Source organism: Pseudomonas sp. H1_G08 (genome assembly GCF_054681355.1).
In genome coordinates this window covers 1715436-1736035 of the sequence record NZ_CP162822.1, presented here as the reverse complement: position 1 = coordinate 1736035, position 20600 = coordinate 1715436, and the positions used below count along the sequence as shown (strand labels likewise).

General features: G+C 60.5%; 19 protein-coding genes and 1 pseudogene. 8 read left to right on the top strand and 12 right to left on the bottom strand.

Features of this window, described 5'->3' with window-relative positions:
• The first annotated feature begins 254 nt into the window (after positions 1–254).
• Both AB4N85_RS08030 and AB4N85_RS08025 read left to right on the top strand, forming a co-directional pair.
• Complete coding sequence (locus tag AB4N85_RS08030) at positions 255–2600, top strand: Ig-like domain-containing protein (protein WP_252869480.1); 2346 nt, start codon at positions 255–257, stop codon at positions 2598–2600.
• 92 nt (positions 2601–2692) lie between these two features.
• Positions 2693–2904, top strand: a pseudogene (locus AB4N85_RS08025) (DUF6124 family protein); the annotation flags it as partial.
• Positions 2905–3256: 352 nt separating this feature from the next.
• Here the strand turns inward: AB4N85_RS08025 and AB4N85_RS08020 are convergent.
• The 10 genes from AB4N85_RS08020 to AB4N85_RS07975 form a co-directional block, all read right to left on the bottom strand.
• On the bottom strand, positions 3257–4237 hold the full coding sequence (locus AB4N85_RS08020; protein WP_252869479.1) for a LysR family transcriptional regulator: 981 nt from the start codon (positions 4235–4237) through the stop codon (positions 3257–3259).
• A gap of 144 nt (positions 4238–4381) precedes the next feature.
• Positions 4382–5323, bottom strand: coding sequence for a peptidylprolyl isomerase (locus tag AB4N85_RS08015; protein ID WP_252869478.1), 942 nt, complete (start codon positions 5321–5323; stop codon positions 4382–4384).
• A complete protein-coding gene (locus AB4N85_RS08010; protein WP_150635405.1) occupies positions 5320–5790 on the bottom strand; it encodes a YbjN domain-containing protein in 471 nt (156 codons plus the stop codon). Before AB4N85_RS08010 ends, AB4N85_RS08015 begins: the two co-directional genes overlap by 4 nt.
• 17 nt (positions 5791–5807) lie before the next feature.
• Positions 5808–6437, bottom strand: a complete 630-nt coding sequence (locus AB4N85_RS08005) for a DNA repair protein (protein WP_460067650.1) — start codon at positions 6435–6437, stop codon at positions 5808–5810.
• 17 nt (positions 6438–6454) lie between these two features.
• A complete protein-coding gene (locus AB4N85_RS08000) occupies positions 6455–8152 on the bottom strand; it encodes a putative porin (protein WP_252869477.1) in 1698 nt (565 codons plus the stop codon).
• A gap of 39 nt (positions 8153–8191) precedes the next feature.
• Positions 8192–8896 carry an energy transducer TonB family protein gene (locus tag AB4N85_RS07995; RefSeq protein WP_252869476.1) on the bottom strand — a complete coding sequence of 235 codons (705 nt, stop codon included), beginning with the start codon at positions 8894–8896 and terminating at the stop codon, positions 8192–8194.
• Positions 8897–8899: 3 nt separating this feature from the next.
• On the bottom strand, positions 8900–9325 hold the full coding sequence (locus tag AB4N85_RS07990; RefSeq protein ID WP_003201710.1) for an ExbD/TolR family protein: 426 nt from the start codon (positions 9323–9325) through the stop codon (positions 8900–8902).
• Positions 9326–9336: 11 nt separating this feature from the next.
• On the bottom strand, positions 9337–11136 hold the full coding sequence (locus tag AB4N85_RS07985) for a DUF2341 domain-containing protein (protein WP_252869475.1): 1800 nt from the start codon (positions 11134–11136) through the stop codon (positions 9337–9339).
• Between the two features lie 12 nt (positions 11137–11148).
• Complete coding sequence (locus tag AB4N85_RS07980) at positions 11149–12747, bottom strand: ShlB/FhaC/HecB family hemolysin secretion/activation protein (protein WP_252869474.1); 1599 nt, start codon at positions 12745–12747, stop codon at positions 11149–11151.
• A 54-nt stretch (positions 12748–12801) separates the two neighbouring features.
• Complete coding sequence (locus tag AB4N85_RS07975) at positions 12802–13413, bottom strand: transposase (protein ID WP_095179898.1); 612 nt, start codon at positions 13411–13413, stop codon at positions 12802–12804.
• A 414-nt stretch (positions 13414–13827) separates the two neighbouring features.
• Here AB4N85_RS07975 and AB4N85_RS07970 point away from each other — a divergent pair, with 414 nt between their 5' ends.
• From AB4N85_RS07970 to AB4N85_RS07955, 4 genes are all read left to right on the top strand, one after another.
• A complete protein-coding gene (locus AB4N85_RS07970) occupies positions 13828–15453 on the top strand; it encodes an NADP-dependent glyceraldehyde-3-phosphate dehydrogenase (protein WP_252869473.1) in 1626 nt (541 codons plus the stop codon).
• Between the two features lie 101 nt (positions 15454–15554).
• A complete protein-coding gene (locus AB4N85_RS07965) occupies positions 15555–15911 on the top strand; it encodes a DUF3302 domain-containing protein (RefSeq protein WP_095179895.1) in 357 nt (118 codons plus the stop codon).
• Positions 15912–15913: 2 nt separating this feature from the next.
• Complete coding sequence (locus AB4N85_RS07960) at positions 15914–16873, top strand: HlyD family secretion protein (RefSeq protein ID WP_095179894.1); 960 nt, start codon at positions 15914–15916, stop codon at positions 16871–16873.
• A 57-nt stretch (positions 16874–16930) separates the two neighbouring features.
• On the top strand, positions 16931–17971 hold the full coding sequence (locus AB4N85_RS07955; protein WP_095179892.1) for an FUSC family protein: 1041 nt from the start codon (positions 16931–16933) through the stop codon (positions 17969–17971).
• A 3-nt stretch (positions 17972–17974) separates the two neighbouring features.
• On the opposite strand, the gene AB4N85_RS07950 is transcribed toward AB4N85_RS07955, so the two are convergent.
• A complete protein-coding gene (locus AB4N85_RS07950; protein WP_252869472.1) occupies positions 17975–18868 on the bottom strand; it encodes a DMT family transporter in 894 nt (297 codons plus the stop codon).
• 148 nt (positions 18869–19016) lie between these two features.
• Between AB4N85_RS07950 and AB4N85_RS07945 the strand changes: the two genes are divergently transcribed.
• Positions 19017–19454 (top strand): Lrp/AsnC family transcriptional regulator, encoded by a 438-nt coding sequence (locus AB4N85_RS07945; protein WP_252869471.1) that lies wholly within the window; start codon positions 19017–19019, stop codon positions 19452–19454.
• Between the two features lie 59 nt (positions 19455–19513).
• Complete coding sequence (locus AB4N85_RS07940; protein WP_041481021.1) at positions 19514–19843, top strand: YceK/YidQ family lipoprotein; 330 nt, start codon at positions 19514–19516, stop codon at positions 19841–19843.
• 65 nt (positions 19844–19908) lie between these two features.
• Here the strand turns inward: AB4N85_RS07940 and AB4N85_RS07935 are convergent, their stop codons facing one another.
• On the bottom strand, positions 19909–20580 hold the full coding sequence (locus AB4N85_RS07935; RefSeq protein WP_008006561.1) for a Bax inhibitor-1/YccA family protein: 672 nt from the start codon (positions 20578–20580) through the stop codon (positions 19909–19911).
• Positions 20581–20600 lie beyond the last annotated feature (20 nt).

Below are 20600 nucleotides of genomic sequence, written 5' to 3'. Positions count from 1 at the left end.
AAGATTCCTGTGGGAGCGAGCCTGCTCGCGAAAGTGTCGGAGCAGTCAGCATTGCAACCGAACATTACGACAAATTCGCAGGCTGGCTCGCTCCCACAACAACCGCGCAAACAAGAGCCGGCTCGACCGCTCGTCTGAATACCGCCTGTACCTGTCAGATCTGACAGGTGTGCTTTTTTTCAAACTGGAGTGAGATGGATCCCATTCAATGCACGGCACGGCACGGCACGGCAAAATTCTCAGGGAGCGCTTCCATGGATATCCAGTCTTCGATTTTCAACGAATTGTTTGTCTTGTATCCGGTCATCATCAGGGGCTGGGTCACACCGGTGAAGCCGCAGGGCATTGCCCAAGGCGGGATTCCCAAGGTGCTTTACGATGGCGAGACGCAGGGTCTGGAATGTCTGATAGATCCGTGGACGGAAATGCAGCTCGCTTCCTGGACCATGGCCGCTGATGACCGCGTCGATCTGTACGTCAACGACAACCCTACTCCCGCAACGGGCAAGACCGTTGCCCCGGGTGAAGAACAACAGCGGGTGCGCTTGTACTTGCCCCACGGCTGGCTCAATCAGGGCGTCAATCGCCTGTATTACAAGGTCACGCGCGTAGGAGGTAACGATGAATCGTCTCGGGACACGCTAGCCCTCTACCATTTGCGTCTGCCGGAATCTCTGGATCTGATCATTCCGCCGGATGTAGAACATGAAGGCGTGGGGCCGGAGCTCGCCGCACGAGGTGTGACATTTGCGTTTACTTACACCAACCGACGCCACTTCGACTCCATCGTTTTTGCGCTCGGCGATACCACCGTGCGCTTCGACGTGCCCGACGCGCCGGCCCCGATCAACCTGACCCTGCTCACCGATACCTTCCAGCGTGCCGGTGACAACCCGAATGCTGTGGCGGAATTCAGAGTATTTGACCAATTGGGCAATGCCGTCATGTCAGGTGAAAAGCGCGTGGACATTCACCTCGGTCGCCTTTCTCTGCTGGCACCCACCGTCCGTGGCATGAACGGCAATCAGTTCAGTCCGACCACTCCGGAAATCAGAGTCCTCGTACCGCAGGGTTCGTTACTGCCCACCGACACGTTGTGGGTGAACTGGCAAGGCGCGACGGCTGTCCCTGAAGGCTCCTACCCAAGCCCGCCTCGGCTGGTCAGTGCCGGCCTGGAGATTGCGGTACCGCGCTCGGTGCTCGCCTACAGCCTGGGCCAACGGGTTGCAGTCAGTTATTTTATCGACCGCGACGACAAACCCGTGGAGTCGGCTGTGTTGCTGCTGGACATTCTGCCGCTGCCGGCAACCGCTTTGAACTCCCCGAAAATTGTCGAGGCCGATGCCAACAATTTTCTCGACATAACGGCGCTTGGCACCAAAAACGCAACCATTCATGCGCTGCTGCATACCTTGATTGAAGCCGAACAGCCCTGCTGGCTGCGGCTTGAGGGTAAGAAGGCTGATGGCACTGCACATGACTTGACTCTCTGGGCTGGGTTGCCAGCTAGAGTCAACAGCACTTGGATCAACCAGGGATTCTGGCCACAGACACTGGCAAACAGTTATCTCGTTCAATTGGGGCATGGCACGACACTGACGCTTAAATACCTGGTGGCGCTGGACAAGAGCAATATCGAAACGAACGCAGTGAAATTTCCGGATCGGGTTTACACGATCAAGTCTGTGGAACTGGTTGTGCCGACACTGGACAGGGTATTGGACTCGAACGGTGAGGAAGTGCTGGAAGGGGGATGGACGGTCAGCACTAGCTTGATGTTGTCGGGAACTGCCAGTAAGGGACTGGATATCGAGGTGTTCGATGATGATGGCTCGGGCACTGTTGCCAAAGGGCGAGCGACGGCCGACCCGCTGACGGGGATCTGGACACGGGAAGTAACTGTTGCTGAAGGGAAGCACCGGTTATTTGCGAGATCGTTGTATCACGACGGCGATGTGTATTCCGAGGTGCGGAATCTGACAGTGACGACCACGCTTGAGATCGATCCAACCACTATGTCCCTTGATGGATTCCAGTTCTATCTAGCGGCCTCTCCTTACTCAGCACCTTGCGATAAAACAGCATATATACACCCGAAAGCCCATCAAACAAGAAAAGCACAGGGAGGGATACCCCCTTATAGATATAGTTCCTCCAATCCGAATGTCGCCTCTGTTGACACAACAACCGGCCAAGTTATATCAATTAGAAATGGCACAACTGAAATTGCCGCCCATGATGCCCACAATGACCATGTGAGTTACACAGTCAGTTGCTCGAACGTATATGAACTGGTATGTAATCGGCAAAAAATCAGCTATGCACAATCGCTTGCATGGATGCGATCTATAGGAGCAACCCTTTTCCCTGCGGCCCCACACCCAAATGAGCCGAACCCTCTGGCGCAGACTGTTTCAGTCAGCTTTTATAGTGATCCAGGGGACGCAACCTATCACTATTGGTGCACGACAATGTTGTGGGATGGCGGCAATGTTACGACCATAGCGTCCATAAATCGCGCCGGAATCTTATCAAGTGGGGGCTATGGAACGACTCCGAACATTCTGGCGCCGTCAATAGGATACCGCCCCCGCAACTGATCCTGCCCATAGGCCTAAAACATTCGTTAGCAATAAAAGAGGCTGCCCTTACACAAAGGCACAAAGGCACAAAGGGGACGGATTTATTTAACCGAGCCATGTACGCCGTCAGCGCTGACACCAAAAACGAAGACCTCCTGACCAACGTCTGCGAACCCTCGCCTCCGCGAAAACCATCGCCCAGGAATTCGCCGGGCTGGTCAAACCATCGCAGCGCCGAATGCTGATGGGGATTGCGCAGTTGATCATGCTCGGGGAACTGGCGGTGAATCGGGTGCTGGATAATCTGGAGTTGCCGCAGTAGCGGGTCTCGCGACGGGCTCTGAGTCAGGCGCCGGCAGTGCCGACGCCTTCGCGGGCAAGCCCGCTCCCACAGGAGATTTGTGTCGCTCACACGGCGGCGGTTACACCGCCGATTTGATGATCGTCCCCACGCTCTGCGTGGGAATGCCTCAAGGGACGCTCCGCGTTCCAGCTCTGGTGGGGACGCAGAGCGTCCCGGGCTGCGTTCCCACGCGGAGCGTGGGAACGATCAACGCGTAAGCAACGAAGATTCCTGTGGGAGCGAGCCTGCACGCGAAGGCGGTGGGTCAGTCACTGAGGCTTCGACTGGCGGATTGCTTTCGCGAGCAGGTTCACTCCTACAGGGGGGCGGGTTAAGGCTGGAACCATTCGTGGCGTTCGTTGAAGGTTTGCTGGATGAGGTCGATGAGGGTTTTGATTTCGGGGGAGTTTTGCGAGTCGGTGTTGAAGGCGAGCCACGCGTGTAGCTGCATCGGTTCGGCGAATAATCCGGGCAATGCGGTGAGGCCACGATCGAATCTGCTCATGTATGCCGGCAGCAACCCGATGCACGCGCTGCAGCGAATCATCTCCAGCATCAATTCATAGGACTGCATCTGCACCACCCCAGCCAACCTCTCCTCCACCAACTCATTCCACGGCCGAAAGCTCTCAACCTGTCGGTCATGCTGCCATTGCACCAACATGAAATCAGCCAGATCTTCCGGCGTTTCCGGTCTAGCTGTCACCCGCGAATAGCGCTTGGCAATGTGCGGCAGATACTCGATCCGCGCGAGGTGTTGCGGTTCGCTAGTGGAAAAGGTCGGGCCGGGATTTGGGCATTCGCCAGGAGCAAGCCACAGGACAATGTCGGCACTGACCGCGCGCAGGGCCAGCTCACTGTCCAGCGCGATGATTTCCAGACGCAGACGGGCATTGCGCCGCAGCAGTGCGATGAGGTCGCGGCCAAGGATGTCGTGGAGGATGGATGCGGCGACGGCGAGGCGGATCAGTGGCTGTTCGATGACCGGGAGTTTGCGTTCGTGGGCCAGGGTGATGAGTCGGGCCTGCAACTGTTGGCCTTCGCGGGTCAGGCTGAGGGCGCTGCCCTGGAAGCTGAACAGGCTGCGTTGCAGTTGCTGTTCGAGTTGCGCGAGTTGTTTGCGCAATACAGTTGAGCGCACGTTGAGGCTGCGCGCGGCTTGCATGAAGCAGCCGCAGCGGGCGCTGACGAGGAAGTATTGGGCGACTTCGCTGTCGATGGTCGCGGCCTGGTTTAGCCAGGGTTCGGAGCGGGATGGGGGCGATTGGAAATCAGCAGTGCCCGAGCGTCCTGCGGGTTCGGTGAATGACATTGATGACTCCCTGTCGATCTAATGTGGTGTCGTTACGCAAATCTTTTAGGAGCTGCGGCACGCTGCGATCTTTTGATCTTTAAAAGCAAAATCAACAGATCGCAGCCTCGTTTCACTCGACAGCTCCTACAGAAACACTGTGTGTCAGTTACCTATCACTTTGTTCAGTTCGGCACCGTCGATGCTCAGGGTGGCGGTGTTGAGCATGCCGTCCAGATAAGCCTGGGCGATCTGTTCCTGGCGTTGTGCGCGCAGGGCCTGGGTCAGTTGGTCGCGCAGTTCCTCCAGCGTCGCGGTGCGGGCCGGTTGCTGTTCGGTGAGTTTGATTACATGAAAACCGGCGGCGCTTTGCACAGGATCTGACACGGTGCCCACCTTGAGCCGCGCCACGGCGCTGCGCACTTCCGGCACCAGTTGTTGCAACGGTTGCAGGCCGGTATCACCGCCCCGCTCTGCCGTGACGCGATCCTGCGAATATTGCGTAGCGAGCGCCGCAAAATCAGCCGGTGCTGATTGCGCCTTCTTGCTCAATTCAGCGGCTTGTTTGCGCACCGTTTCCACATTCGCTGCGTCACTGACGCCAAGGAAAATCTGACTGACCCGGTACATCGGCGGCGTCTGCCAATTGGCCTTGCCGGCGTCGTACGCCTGCTGCAATTCAGCTGCGCTTGGATACTCCGCCGGCACCTGACTCACCGAGCGCAAATAATCACGAAACACGATTTGCTCAGTCGCTGCGCGAGTCTGCCGGGCGACGTCCGGACGCTGCGCCCAACCCTGCGCATCGGCCTGTTCCAGCACCGCTTTCTCGGTCAGCCGCGCACGAATCCAGCGCTCCAGCGCCTCACGGTTACCGCGCAATTGCTCGCGGGTTTGCGCCGGGACGGTGGCCAGCAGCGCCTGCAATTCCTCTGGCGAAACCTGCTGATTGCCCAACCGCGCGACTGCTGGCCCGGCTGCAACCGCCGGCAACGGCGACGGCTGCTGGGCGGCGACCGGATCACTGCCCGGTCGCAGCACCAGCGCCACGGCCACCACCAACAACGCCAGCGCTCCGGCGCCGATCACCATGGCAGGCTTCTTCACAGCGCGGCTTCCTCTGCTTCGGCGACAGCGGACTTGGCGGCTTGCACAGCAGTGGTCTGGCTGAAATCGCGCAGGTAAACGATGAACTCCTGCAACAGGCGATCCCACAACTCCAGGTTGCCGCGCAGGTGCTCGTTGCTCACCCCTGCGGCCACGACCACGTCCATTTCCATCAGCAGAAACTCGCCCTGCAACGACAACCGTGCAAACCGCCGCGTCGCGTTCCACTGCTCGGCCACGCCTTGGGGCAAATCACCCTGCACGCGCAGCGCGCAGCTGAAGGTGAAATCAACAAAGCTGCCCTGCTCCACCGCCGGGTTGCCGAAGCGCACGGCGTAGCCGATGCCCTGACTGGCGCTGAGCAGCTGGACGATGCCGTTCTGTTCACTCTGGTTGACGCGATAACCGGCTGCTTGCAGGACGTCGGTCAGCGATTGCGGGGAAACGTGGGTGATCAATTGAGTCATGTCTTTCTTCCTTGTTATCAGTGAGCGATCGCGGCTTGCGGCGCGTCGAATTGGGTTTTGTACAGCTCGTCGCCGAAGCCCTGGGCCAGTTCATCGAACTTGACCCGGGCGCTGCCGGCGAAGGGCTGGCGGATCTTCATCACTTCGGCGACGTCGATGTTTTCGTAGGCCGTGAGGATCTGTTTGGCGACGCCGTACATTTGCTGATTCTTGGCTGAACATTGCTGCACTTGTGTGTCACGTTCCGCCAGTTGCGCTTGCAGCTTCGAGCGTTCGGCTTCCTTGCCGCGAGCGAGGACCAGCAACTCGTCGTAGGCTTTTTTGAACTTGCCGGTCTGACCGGCACTGGCCGCGACTTGCGCCTGCGCCTGGCTGTGCAGGCTCTGCTGCTGCCCGGCCAGTTGCTCGGCGAGGCCTTTGGCTTTGGCCAGTTCGGCGGTCAGCTGCTTGATCTGCGCTTGCGCTGCCTTGGCTTCGTTCTGCGCCGCCAGTTGCGCGGCGCTGGCCTGGGCCTGTTGGCTTTGCAGGGCCTGCAATTGTTGGGTGGTGCTGCGCAGTTGCGTGCGCAAGCGTTCTTCCATGCCTTCGGCGCTCGCCCCGGTGGCAATCAACAAACCCAGGCCCAGCGCGAGAAAACGCGTGTTCATAAAGCTCTCCCGGCGCCTTAGAAGCGCGTGTTGATCTCAAGCTGCAAGACGTCGATGTCGAACGGCGCGCCGTACACCGCTTCGGTGCTCATCCAGCGACCCGTGGCGGAAACGTTCTTCGCCAGGCCGTAGTTGCCGCCCATGAAATAGCCCTTGGCGTTGGTGCCGCCGAGGTGGAACGAGGAGTCGTTGAAGCCGTCGGGCAAGGCGTCCGGCTGGATGTACTTGTAGCCGGCGAACAGGTTCCAGTCGCCCTTGCGTTTGAGGTCCAGTGCGTTGCCGAGGGTGAACTGCACCATCCATGCATTGGCGCCGCTTTCGATCTCGCCGTTGCTGTCGAGGTTGTTGACGATCTGCCCGGCGGAGCGCTTGCGCATGTCGCCTTCGTCGTAGCTGAGGTTGTGGATGTAGTTGCCCTGGCTACGCAGTTTGAAGTCCTGCGGCAGGTCGGCGTCCCACACGACGTTGAGGTCGAGCAGGTTGAACTCGGACGCGAGGCCGACGAATTGCGGCTGCGGCGTAGTGCTCGGGTTGAGCGGGTTTGGCGTGATGTCACGCAGCAGGAACACGCTGTTGCCCTTCTGCATGAACGCCGCGCGGGTGCCGTCGCTGTCGCAACCCGGTGCGCCGGCCCACGGTTCGCAAGGGCTGGAGCGCTGGCCCTGAATATCGTCGAAGCGGTAATAGGCCAGCGCGCCTTTGAGGCGGTTGTTGCTATTGATCGCCCATTTCGCGCCGAGCTGCGCGCCGTACAGCCACTTGTTGTCGCTCTCTTCCTTGTCGAAACCGTTGCTGCTGGAGGTGTCGTTGGTGTAGTCCACCGGGAATGCGCCGACGGTGCCGAACACCCCCCAATCGCGGTTGAGCTTGTGGTCGAAGATCGCTGCCACACCGTCGAAATTCAGGTCATTGGAATAGAGCATGTCGGTGGACATGAACGGATTGGCGAAGCGCCCGCCGGTCAGGGTCAATTCGTCCATTGGCTTCCAGGTCAGATAGCCCTGATCGAGCCAGATGTCTTTCTTGGCGAAGCCGCCGCCGAGGTTCTGCGTGGTCGATACCGGGTTGTTGTCCGAACCGGTGCCGATGCGAATGCCGGCGGTCCACTCCTCCGAGATCAGCGCTTTCATGCCCAGGCGTGCGCGCAGGCGAAAGAGATTTTCGCGGTCTTCGCGGGTGTTGAGCAACGGCGGCAGGCTGGTGCTGCTGTTGGGATTCACGTCGTACGGGCCATTGTTGTTGAGCTTGGCGAAGTCGACGATTTCGTTGCTGTTGTTGCCCGAGTAGTAACGCGATTCGTCACGCAGACGAATGTCACCATCGAAACTGATGCGCGAGGCCCAGTCCGGAAAGGTATTGGGCGCGGCCCAGTTTTCCTGTTTGGCGGTGGCCATCACCTCGGCTTTGACCTGATCGCGGATCTGGTCACGCACCGCTGCCGGCACGTACTGCACGCGCACATCCCCCGGCGCGGCGACCGGTCCAGCCGCTACGGCAGTGGACGCGGCAGCCTGTTTGGCCTGCGCCGCTTCGTTCTGGGCCTGGGCGATCAGCGCGTCGGCCTTGTCCTGTTTCAGAATGCCCTGCTCGACCAGCAAGCGGATCAGATTGATCGTGGCGTTCTCCGAAGGCGCAGGCGCTGCCACCGCCTGACCGACCAAGGTCGCAATGACCATGCCGACCGCCAGGGACAATCGATTCACGTTGGAAATCATCTGCACACAACTCCTTTTGCCAAAGCTTGAATAAGTGAATTAACCCGGACGCCGCCCTTGCAGGGACAGGCGCACGGGCAAAGTAATGGAGGCCGGAGGCCGTTCGCTGAGGGCTGGCGCACCGCGTAAAGCGGCCAGCACCTGGGTATCGATTTGCGGGTTGCCGCTGGACTTGATCAGCTCGACACGGGTGATCTCGCCGACGCTGCTCAGCCATACATCGGCCTGTAGCGAGAACGCGAGGTTGCGCAGCTCGGGGTTCTCACGCAGCAAACGCTGGAAGGTGAACGCGAGAAACTGGCTGTACGTGCCCGTACCCAAACGCCCGCCGCCGGCCCCGGCCATGCCGCCGCCCTTGCCCGCGCCGATGTTGAAAGCGTCGCTGCCGGCCTGCGCGTCGCCGTCCATTTGCATTGGGTTGCCCAGGTCGTCCGCCGGCGATGGCGGTGCTTCTTCTTCAGGCTTGACCTCCTCCGGCTCAGGCGTTGGCTCGGGCTCGACGACTTTTTCTTCCACCGGCGTTTCCGGCTCTGGCGGTTTCTCCGGCGGCGGTGGTGGCGGTGGCGGCAACGGAATGATCGTCGGCACCTTCGGCGCTTCGCGACGCACGCCGGCCATGTCGTTGGCCCACTGCCAGAGGAACCACGCGGCGAGTGCGCCGACCAGCAATCCGGCGCCCCACTTCACATAGCGCAACGACGACTTTTTCACGGGCGGCGGCTCGATCGGGAGTTGTGCGGTCATGACTCAGCCCTGACTCGGTTTGCCGGTAACGAGACCGACCTGGGACAGTTCGAGCCGGCGCAGCAGATCCAGCACTTCGATGACTTTCTGGTACTGCACCGTCGCATCGCCACGCACGATCACCGGAAAATCCGGGCTCTGCGCTTTCTCGATGCGCAGGCGTTCTTCCAGCTCCGCCAACGTCACGGGATAGGCATCGAGAAACACCTGGCCGCCGTCGTTGACCGAGATCGCCTTGGTCTTGGCCTCCGACAGCGACACCGACGCGCTAGCCTTGGGCAGGTTGATCTGGATCCCGGAGACCTGCGCGGTGGCGGTGAGGATGAACATCACCAGCACCACCATCAGCACATCGACCAGCGGAGTGATGTTGATGCTGTCGACTGCGGCATCGTCATCATCGTCGTGGGAGGCATTTACGGACGCCATGGCAGTACTCCTCAGGCCGGTACGGAGTGGTTGGCGTGATGGCCGCGCTGGTGCGACGCCTCACTGAACTGGCTCTCGCCGTGCATCTCCGCCAGACGGGTGATGAACTCGTCGACGAACACACGCATGTCGGCGCTGACTTCCTTGTTGCGGGTGATCAGGCGGTTGTAGCCAAACAGCGCCGGGATCGCGACGAACAGGCCCATCGCTGTGGCGAGCAGTGCTGCGGCCATGCCCGGCGCGATGGCGTTGATGTTGACGTCGCCGGCCATCGCCGTGCCGAGGAACACCACCATGATCCCCAGCACCGTGCCGAGCAGGCCGATATACGGACCGCCGGCGATGGCGTTGGACAGGGTCGAGAGTTTCGAACTCAGTTGCTGGTTCTCGCGGGTGCGCACACCGTCCATCGAGCAGCGGATGGCTTCGATGGTCGCGGCAGAGACCGACGAGGTATCGGCGCCCTGCTCGCGGCGGGTGCGGATCTCTTTGACCGCCACCAGATAGAGGCGCCACAGCGACGAATGCTGCAGACGCTGAGCCAGTTGCGCGTCGTCGGCGAACATCTCCAGACGCGTGCCGACCTTGGCGAATTGCACGCGAAAGTCTTCGTTCGCCGCAGTCACGCGGCTGAGGCTGCGGTTCTTGCGCAGCATGATGATCCACGACTGGAACATCATCAGCACCAGCACGGCGATGATCACCCAAGCGTCGATCGGCACCGCGTTGAGGAGGAAGCCGAGGCTGCCGAAACCGAAGCCGGATTGTTCTTCATCGACGCCGTAAGCGACCAGTTTCGACTCGGCGCCTTGCGAGGTGGCATCGGCCAGCAACAGCGCAGCAGGACGGGCGACCTTCGACAGGCGCAGCTCATCAATAGCGCCAGTGAATGGCTGGAACGCGCCTTCCTGCGGGTCAGCGCCAATGGCCATGACCGAGTTGAATGCCGGCATCGCCTGGGCCAACGCAGCACTTTCGCGACCGTTGATGTACAGGGTGACTTTCGAGCCCTCGGCGGTTAGTGCGAGGTGTTGCCATTGCGCCGGCGCCAGCGCTTGGGTGGCAGCGGCGCGCTGGCCGTCGATTTCCACGAACGGCAGGCCTTGGCTAACGCCGATCAGCAGGCTCTGCGAGCCTTCGCGTCGAGCGAGAATCAGTTGCTCGCCACTCGCCTGATCCAGACGCAGCCAGGCGCTGAAAGTGAACGCGCTGCCGGCGTTGTGTTGCAGTGAAGGACTGGCCGGCAGCAGCAACGGTTGACCGCTGAACTGCAACGCACGGCCGACGACGCCATTGATCGCTGTGCCGGTCGCGCTTTGCGCGGTGTTGCCGTACGCCGTGGTGTCTTTCGCCGGGGTGCCGGTGGCGCCGTCGAAGTGATACAGCGCGGTGTAATTCGGATCGAAAGTCAGTTGGCCGTTGCCGGTAGCCGGGGCTTTCTGGTTGCCGTAATACATCCAGATGTCCTGACGCTGGCCACCCTCGACATTCGGCACATCGACCCAGATCAGCGCCATGCCCATCAGCGCATCGAAACTCTCGATCTGGTGGTTGAGCACGGTTTTGTCATCGGCAGCGACAAAGCGCAGATCGGAGCCGTCCTCTTTCACGCCGTCGAAGGTGAAGTTGCCGGTGTGCAGGCGCACCAGCAGCGCGGTGCGGCCAAGGGCCTGATTGATCGCCGCGCCTTGCGGTGTGGTGTCGACGGCGATCTGTTTGCGGTAATGCCAGTCGTCCTGCCACCAGGCCTGAGCCGTGGCCGGGAGCACGAAGCCCAGGCAGATCAACAACGAAAGGAGAAGGCGTTGCATGGACGTGCTCCGTTAGAAAGTGGCTTGAAGGTTGAAGTGCAGGCGCGATTCCTGCTTTGAGGTGTTCGGCCCTTCGAGTAGCGGGTAGCCCCAGTCGAGGCTGCCGGACAGCCATTTACTGAGGCTGGCGCGGGTGCCGAGGCCGACGCTGGCCAGGGCGTAATTGGCGTCCTGATCCGGCAGTTCGTCGCGCAGGTACAGCTGCGCGCCTTCGGCGAAGGCATAGAAGCGCCAGTCCTGCATCCACGTGCCGGCGAATTTCGCCAGCGACGGTGTGCGCAATTCCTGGCTGAGCAGGTAGCCGTCATCGGCGGTACGTTCAGCCGCGAGATAGCCGCGCACCGAAGTGGCGCCACCGGCGGAGAATTGTTCGTTGGAAACCAGCGGCCCCGAGGCGAGTTGGAATGCGGCTTTGCTTGCGCTCTGCCAGTCGCTGTCGAAGGTCCAGGTGTAGTTGGTGTCGCCCTTGAGCACGGCGAAACCCGGTTTGGCGCGATAGCGTTTGTAGTCGAAGTCTTCGTCGTCGCTGCCGTAGCCGAACACGCTGCGCGTGGCGGCAACCAGACTCAGACCGAGACCGAGCTGGCTCTTTTCGCTGTAGCGATAACCGTTGTAGGCGAAGGTGAACGGCGCGTATTTGAGCGGCACCTTGTCGCTTTCGCCGGACAGGCTCAGGCGCTCGTCGAAGTCCTTGAAGTCGATCCCGGCCGACAACGAGTTCGACCAGTTGCCGCTCGAGGGCAATGTGTAAATCGCCGCGACGCCGTAGCTGTGACCCTTGCCGAGCACGTTGCTGCCACCGATGGTGGCGACGTTGCTGTCGGACTGGTAACCGGAGAAGTGCACGCTCCAGCGCTCGCTCAGCGGCGCGGTGTAGGACCCGGACCAGACCTTGGCGTTGTCGGTTTCCTGCGGCGCGGTGAAGAACGTCAGGTTGACGCTGTGGCCGAGCTGCCAGAGGTTGTTGTAACCGAGGCTGGCGACGCTGCGCAGCTTTTCGGTATCGGCGCTGTAGTCGTTATTGAGGCCGACGCTGGCCGTCCACGGGTTCTGGTCTTCGACCTGCAAGTCGACATCCATGGTGCCGGGGCGCTGCCCTTCACGCACCAGCGGCATGACCTGGCGACCGGGTGTCTTGTTGAGCTGCGCGAGTTCGCCCTGGACTTTGGCAAAGTCCGGCACCTCGCCTTCTTTCAGCGCCGGGACGTTGTCGCGGATATCCAGCGGCGAATAGTGTTTGGCGCCGACCACGCGCACCCGGCCGACCTTGGTTTCGCTGACTTGCAAATAAACGATGCCATCGGCCACGGCCTGCTCGGGCAGCTCGACAAACACCGACTGATAGCCGCGCTCCTGATAGGCCTTCTGCAACGCATCGCGGGCGCCTTCGATGTCGCTCAAGGCTTTCTGCGGGCCGAGAAACGGGTACACCGCTTCTTCGATCGCCCGCGCATCAAGCACGGTGTTGCCGCGCACGAAGTATTCGTTGACGTCGACCAGTCGCTGCGCGGCGGGCGCTTCTGTGCCCTCCTCGGCCAGCGCCGGCTGCGTGCCCGCCGTCACCAGCAGCCAGCCCCACAGCGCCAGCCGTGACGTGAAAATCCGTTCCACACTACCCCCTGAAATTCGCGATGACCTGTAGGCGTTAGCGCCCGGTGTGATGCGTCAATTGCTGATCGTTGTGGCGCAGGCGTGCTTGCCCAGCCAGGTGTGCAACAGCGCAAAGTTCAGCGAGAACTCGGGCATTTGCAGCAAGGCACCGCAGAACACTTCGCCGATGATTTTCTGAATCAGCAGCACCGCACGCGGCTCGTTGAGCAGCGTGGCGATGTCACGGCTGAGGGCGGTGAAACTCCAGACCTTCTGGTTCAGGCCAAGGCCGACGAACCAGCGGAACAGCAGGTTGTAATTGAGCTGTTCATAGAGCTGCTGTTCGCTGGGCACCGAATACAGCAATTGCAGGAGCAGGATGTGCATCACCGTCTGCGCGGGAATGAGCATGCCGGGTGCGGCATTGAGGTCGCGCAGCAGGTCCTGGTGGGCGTCGAGCAGATCGTCGATCTGCGGGCGCAGCAGCACCAGCGAATGGCCCGGCGGAATGTAGCTGGAGACCTCTTTCAAAGCGCCCTGCCAGTCATCCTGCGAGACGATCCAGACCCACGGCGCGCCGTAGCGATACACCGAAACCGGCTTCTTGCGCGCGGCTTCGACGATCTTCGACAGGCGTTGATCGAGCTCCTGCATGCCCACTTTCGAATAGCGTTCCATAGTCCCCATTGCCTCACTCCCGGCGTCCCGCCTCGGCTTGCAAAGTGCGCCCCGAAAGGCCCCTCAAGCGCGTTACACAGGCATGACCGGACTGGCAAAGGGCTACCGAACTTTTGTCATAAAAGCTTCATTACGAAACTGCACATGGCCCGCGAAATCACTCAGACCCTGTGGGAGCTGGCTTGCCAGCGATGGCGGTGGGTCAGTCAATCAAGCGGGTGGATGTGCCGACCCCATCGCTGGCAAGCCAGCTCCCACAGGGATTCGGGGTGGCATGAAGATTTGGCGACGCACCCGCCCTTCTGCCCTGCACCGTTGCGTGACATTCGCGTGACATTCACAGGGTTAAATCCCGGCCCGTTCAGGCGTATAACCTTCACAAGACTTTCAATCGGCACGCCGACTTCAACACAGGGTAGTGACATGACCACAGCAAACATCCTTGGCAACCTGTTCCCTTCGGTCAGCGACATCCCGGAAAAATATCGCCTCGACGCTCAGGTCGAGCAGCGTGAATATCTGGTCGATGGTCAATTGCGCCGCTGGGACGGCCCACTCGCGCAGGTGCGCAGCCCGGTTTATCTGAAAAGCGCAAACGGTGAAGAACAGGTGATCCTCGGCAGCACGCCGCTGCTGGATGCCGACACCGCGCTCACCGCTCTCGACGCTGCCGTTCGCGCTTACGATCGCGGCCAAGGCCTGTGGCCAACCATGCGCGTGGCCGAACGCATCCAGCACGTCGAAGCATTCCTTGGTCGTATGCGCGAGCAGCGCGAAGCCGTGGTCAAGCTGCTGATGTGGGAGATCGGCAAGAACCTCAAGGACTCGGAAAAAGAGTTCGATCGCACCTGCGATTACATCGTTGACACCATCAACGCATTGAAAGAACTCGACCGCCGCTCCAGCCGCTTCGAGCTGGAGCAGGACACCCTCGGGCAGATCCGCCGCGTGCCGCTCGGCGTCGCCTTGTGCATGGGACCTTACAACTACCCGCTGAACGAAACCTTCACCACGCTGATTCCGGCACTGATCATGGGTAACACCGTGGTGTTCAAACCGGCCAAGCTCGGCGTGCTGCTGATTCGCCCGTTGCTCGAAGCCTTCCGCGACAGCTTCCCGAGCGGCGTGATCAACGTCATCTACGGCAGCGGCCGCGAGACTGTCAGTGCTTTGATGGCCAGCGGCAAGATCGACATCTTCGCCTTCATCGGCACCAACAAGGCTGCCAGTGACCTGAAGAAGCTGCACCCGAAACCACACCGTTTGCGCGCCGCTCTCGGTCTGGATGCAAAGAACCCGGGAATCGTTTTGCCCGAAGTCGATCTCGACAACGCCGTCAGCGAAGCGGTCACCGGTTCGCTGTCGTTCAACGGTCAGCGCTGCACCGCACTGAAAATTCTTTTCGTGCATGAAGACGTGGTCGACAGCTTCATCGAGAAATTCAACGCCAGACTGGCCACGCTGAAACCGGGCATGCCGTGGGACAGCGGCGTGGCGCTGACGCCGCTGCCGGAGGCGGGCAAGGTCGATTATCTGCACGGTCTGGTCGCGGATGCGCAAAGCAAAGGCGCCCAGGTGGTCAACCCGAATGGTGGCGAGTCCCACGCCTCGTTCTTCTACCCGGCAGTGCTGTATCCGGTGAATCCGCAAATGCGCGTCTATCAGGAAGAACAGTTCGGTCCGGTCGTGCCCATCGTGCCGTACCGCCACCTCGATACGGTGATCGACTATGTGCTGGAATCCGATTTCGGCCAGCAGTTGAGCATCTTCGGCACCAACCCGGTGGCGGTCGGCCGGCTGGTCGACACTTTCGCCAACCAGGTCGGGCGTATCAACCTCAACGCCCAGTGCCAGCGCGGCCCGGACACTTACCCGTTCAACGGTCGCAAAAACTCCGCCGAAGGCACGCTGTCGGTTCACGATGCATTGCGAGTGTTTTCGATCCGCACCCTGGTGGCGACCAAGTTCCAGGAGAGCAACAAGGATCTGATCAGCGAGATCATTCGCGGGCGTGATTCGAGCTTCCTGACCACCGATTACATCTTTTGACGGGTGATCGGCAGGATTGAATGATCCTGCCGATCCGTCAGCCCCCGGCGATTCAGTGACTACACTCAGCCCAGCATTGCTGGATGCCCGGGAGGCTGACCATGCTCGATTACTTCGCATTGGGTCTGTTGGTTTTTGTCGGTCTCGTGCTGTTTTACGGGATCATCGTGCTGCATGACATCCCGTACGAGATCGCTGTCCACCGCAACCACCCGCACCAGGACGCGATCCATGCCACTGGCTGGGTCAGTCTGTTCACCTTGCATGCACTCTGGCCATTTCTGTGGATCTGGGCGATGGCCTATCGCGAGGATCGCGGTTGGGGTTTCGGCGATGGCAAACCCATTCAGAATCACGTCGATCAACTGGAGCAACAGGTCGTCGAGCTGCAAGCCCGGATCGAGCGGCTGGAAGCGCAGTCGCCGGTTGCGCCTCACTCTGACAGCCGGGGGATCTGAGCATGGATCTGTTGCTCATCCTCACGTATGCCGCGCTCTGCGTCGCGATTTTCAAGATCTTCCGCATTCCGCTGAACAAATGGACGGTGCCCACCGCTGTCCTGGGTGGCGTGCTGATCATCGGCGCGCTGATTTTCACCATGAACTACAACCATCCCTATTCTGAGGTGGCGCGCTCCTACTTCGTCTCGGTGCCGGTTATTCCGATCATCAGTGGCCAGGTGATCGACGTACCGGTAAAGGGCAACGAACCCCTGGAAAAAGGCGACGTGCTGTTTCGCATCGATCCAACGCCTTTCCAGAACCGCCTGAAATCGCTCAAGGCGCAACTGGTTGCAGCCAAGGGCGACCGCTACCGCATCACCGAACTGATTCGCCGCAACTTCGGCACCCAGCGTGAACTGGACGCGGCCATCGCCCGCACCGACGATCTGCAGGCGCAACTGGACAATGCGCAGTTCGAGCTGGACAACACCGTGGTTCGGGCACCGAGCAAAGGCTTCGTCACCCACGTTTCGCTGCGACCGGGGATGATGGCGAGCAAGCTGCCGCTGCGCCCGTCAATGGTGTTTATTCCGCAGGAAGGTCAGTACTTCGCCGCCTGGATGCGTCAGAACAGCCTATTGCGTCTGACCGTGGGCGACGAGGCCGAAGTCGCCTTCGACGGCATTCCCGGCAAGGTCTTCGCCGGTCGGGTGAAAAGTGTGATCGGGGTGATAGCCGAGGGCCAGGTGCAACCTTCCGGCACCCTGATCAGCTACACCGGCTCACCACCGGCCGGACGGGTGCCAGTGATCATCGAGATAACCGATCCGGCGTTCGCCGAATACAGCGCGCTCATGCCAGGCGGCGCGTATGGACAAGCGGCGCTTTACAGCAAGCACTTTCAACACATCGGCGCGATGCGCAAAATCCTGCTGCGCATGTCCGCCTGGATGAATTACATTTTCCCCTTCCATTGATTTGATTGACGTACGAGGTTCGCACTGACTACTTACAGCACCCACCGCCTGCCACCGCTGTTGCGCCGTATCCTGCGTCCGTTACTGGACCCGTATCGGCGCTACCGTCACGCCCGACTGATCCATTCCGTGCGGGTGGCGTTGGGGTTGCTGGCGACGATTCTGCTGACCACTGGCATCAATCTGCCCCACGGCGAATGGGCGTCAGTGACCATGCTGGTGGTGATCGGCGGTTTGCAGCACCACGGCAACATCGGCAAAAAAGCCGCCGAGCGCGCCATCGGTACCTTGATCGGTGCAGGAGTCGGATTGGCACTGGTGGCGCAGCACGCCTGGCTGGGCATGCCGTGGCTGACCTACTTTTCCATGGCCGTGGTCTGTGGCTTTTTCTCGTATCACGCGATTGGCAAGGGCGGCTACACCGCCCTGCTCTCCGCCATCACCGTGTTCATCGTCGCCGGGCATGGCGACAACCCGATCACCGATGGACTGTGGCGCGGCGTCGACATCCTGATCGGCATCGCCCTCGCCCTGGCGTTTTCCTTCGCCCTGCCGCTGTACGCGGTCTACTCGTGGCGTTACAACCTTGCCGATGCCTTGCGCGATTGCGCTACGGTGTACGGACGCATCATCAACGGTGAAGCGGTCAGCGCCGACGAACACGTGCGGCTGATGAGCAAGCTCGGCGCGGTGATGGTGCAATTACGTTCGCTGATGCCGTCGGTGTCCAAGGAAGTGAAAATCTCCATGACCGAGCTCGACGCGATTCAGCGCAACCTGCGCATGTGCATCAGTACGCTGGAGATCCTCGGTAATATCCGCCCCAACGCAAGCGACCCGCAGGCCACGGCACATCTGCAAACGGCACTCAAGGCTGAGCACCGGCAGATTCGCGTGCAACTGATCGGGATGGCTCGCGCCTTGAAGACCGGTGCCTCGCAACGGCTGGAGCGGCCGATGGAACTCCCGCAAGCGAACCTCGACGCGCCAGTTGCCAATACACTCGACGGCTACCGTATGCTGACCCGACAACTCGCTGCCAATATCAGCGAGATGCGCCAACGCTTGGCAGCCACCGCACCGCGCTGGAACATCTGATCCTTACTGCGCCGCCAGCCGCCGGGCTTTCCAGCCCCAACCTTGTTGCATGCCGGCGGCGGCCAGCAGGATCGCTGCGACGCCTATCCATTGCAGCAATTCGAGGCGATGGCCGAAGGCGAACCAGTCAACGAAAATCGCCGCGATCGGATAAATGAACGACAGTGCGCCGGTCAATGCCGTCGGCAGCTTTTGAATCGCGCCGTACAGCAAGACGTACATCAAACCGGTATGCACAATGCCCAGCGTCACCAGACTGGCCCACGCATCGGCGCCTTGTGGCAACGCATCGAAATGCGCGAACGGCGCGAGCAACAACACACCGGTGCACACTTGAACCAGCGCGATGAGGTGCGGCGGCGTGCCGGTCAGGCGCTTGATGATCAGTGCGGCAATCGCGTAGAGAAACGCCGCGCCCAACGCCAGGGCGATTCCCATCAAGTAATCGTTACCCTCCTCGCCTTGCGTGCCATGGGCGCTGACGATCGCCAGCATGCCCATGAACGAAATCGCCAGCCAGAACAGCTTCTGCAGGGTGATTTTTTCGCCGAGGAACAACGCCGCCAGGCCGACCAGCATGAACGGCTGTACGTTATAGACAGCCGTGCCGATCGCAATCGAGGCGCGGGAATAGGATGCGAACAGCAGCACCCAGTTGCCGACAATCGCCATTCCACTGAGCACCGCCAGCAGAAACGTTGTGCGGGTCAGTATCCCCGGACGCAGGAATCCGAACGCGGCGCAGACCAACAGCAAGGTGCCAGCGCCGAACACGCAGCGCCAGAACACCACGTCGAGCACCGGTTGCCCGGACACCAGCACAAACCAGCCGATCGTTCCGGATATGAGCATGGCGGCGGTCATTTCCAGCGAACCGCGGCGGATTGCGTTGTCCATTATTGTTCTCCTGAGGCTGTGAGCGAAGCATGGCAAAAGTATGCCAAGCGCACCTCGGGCTGCTCCAGCGCATAAAGCAGGCTAAACTTGGTTTTCGCCTTTTTTATCGAGGGTGATTTGCGCCCCTTGCCTAATCCGGAGTTTGAATGTGACTGACGATATCGATCAGATCCTTATCAGCGCGCTGATGGAAGACTCGCGGCGCTCGCTAAAAGCGCTGGCGCAGATCAGCGGCCTGTCATCGCCCAGCGTGGCAGAGCGGTTGCGGCGTCTGGAAGAACGCAGCGTGCTCAAGGGCTACACGGTAGAGATCGATCCGAAATGCTTCGGCTATCAGTTGCAGGCGATCGTCCGTGTGCGGCCGCTGCCAGGGCAACTGCAGGAGGTTGAGCGGCAGATCATGTCGATCCCGGAGTTCACCGAGTGCGACAAGGTCACCGGCGACGACTGCTTTATTGCCCGCCTGCACGTGCGCTCGATGGAGCAGCTCGATACCCTGCTCGACCGACTGAATACGTTGGCGGAAACCAACACCGCGATCGTCAAGAAGACCCCGGTCAAGCGACGCCTGCCACCGATGGCGTAGGTGTTTTTTTCCGTTGTTCGGCGTAGATTGTGGGTTTTTCGCGGCTAAGGAATGGCGCTATGAAAATTCAGGCAATGCTGCTGGCGGCCCTGCTGCTCGGCGGTTGTGGCACGATTCAAACGGTGGCGCGCAACGATCAGGCTGCCGTTGACGGACTCAAGCAGCAGAAAAGTTATTGCGGCGCGGTACCGAGAATCTACAGCGGCCTCGCTTATGACTTCTGCACGCTGAACGCTCCGCTGGCCTCAGGCATCGATCCCGATGATCACCGCAACGCGGCGATTCCGGTGGTGCTGGTGGACGCCGTGGTGTCCGGCGCCCTAGATACCTTGCTGCTGCCCTACACCATCTACCGTCAGCAAGTGGACGGCAGCATCGTCATCAACTGAGCAGACACTTTTGTCCAGACGATAAAAAACCCGCCGAAGCGGGTTTTTTATTGCAGCCATTACGATCAGTCGTCGCGGCTCATGATGCCGAACAGTTGCAGCAGGCTGACGAACAGGTTGTAGATCGATACATACAGGCTGATGGTCGCCATGATGTAGTTGCGCTCGCCGCCGTGGATGATCGCGCTGGTCTGGAACAGAATGCAGACCGACGAGAACAGCACGAAGCCGGCGCTGATCGCCAGTTGCAGGCCGCTGATCTGGAAGAAGAAGCTCGCCAGTGTAGCGCCCAGCAGGACAAAGAAACCGGCGGTGATGAAGCCACCGAGGAAGCTCATGTCCTTGCGGGTGATCAGCACGTAGGCCGACAGACCACCGAACACCAGTGCGGTCATGGCGAAAGCCGAGCTGACCACTTCAGCGCCGCCCTGCATGCCCAGGTAACGGTTCAGGATCGGGCCGAGCAGGAAACCCATGAAACCGGTCAACGCGAAGGCGGATACCAGGCCCCACGCGGAATCACGGAGTTTGTTGGTGAGGAAGAACAGCCCGTAGAAGCCGATCAGCACCACGAAAATGTTCGGGTAGCCGACACGCATCTGCTGGGCTACGAAGGCCATCACGCCGCTGAATGCGAGAGTCAGAGCCAAGAGACCATAAGTGTTGCGCAGGACGCGGCTAACCTCTAGCTGCTCAGCCTGCACGCTGTTATTAACTGCGTAATCCTGTTCGCGCATGGCGACACTCCTGTTGGTTT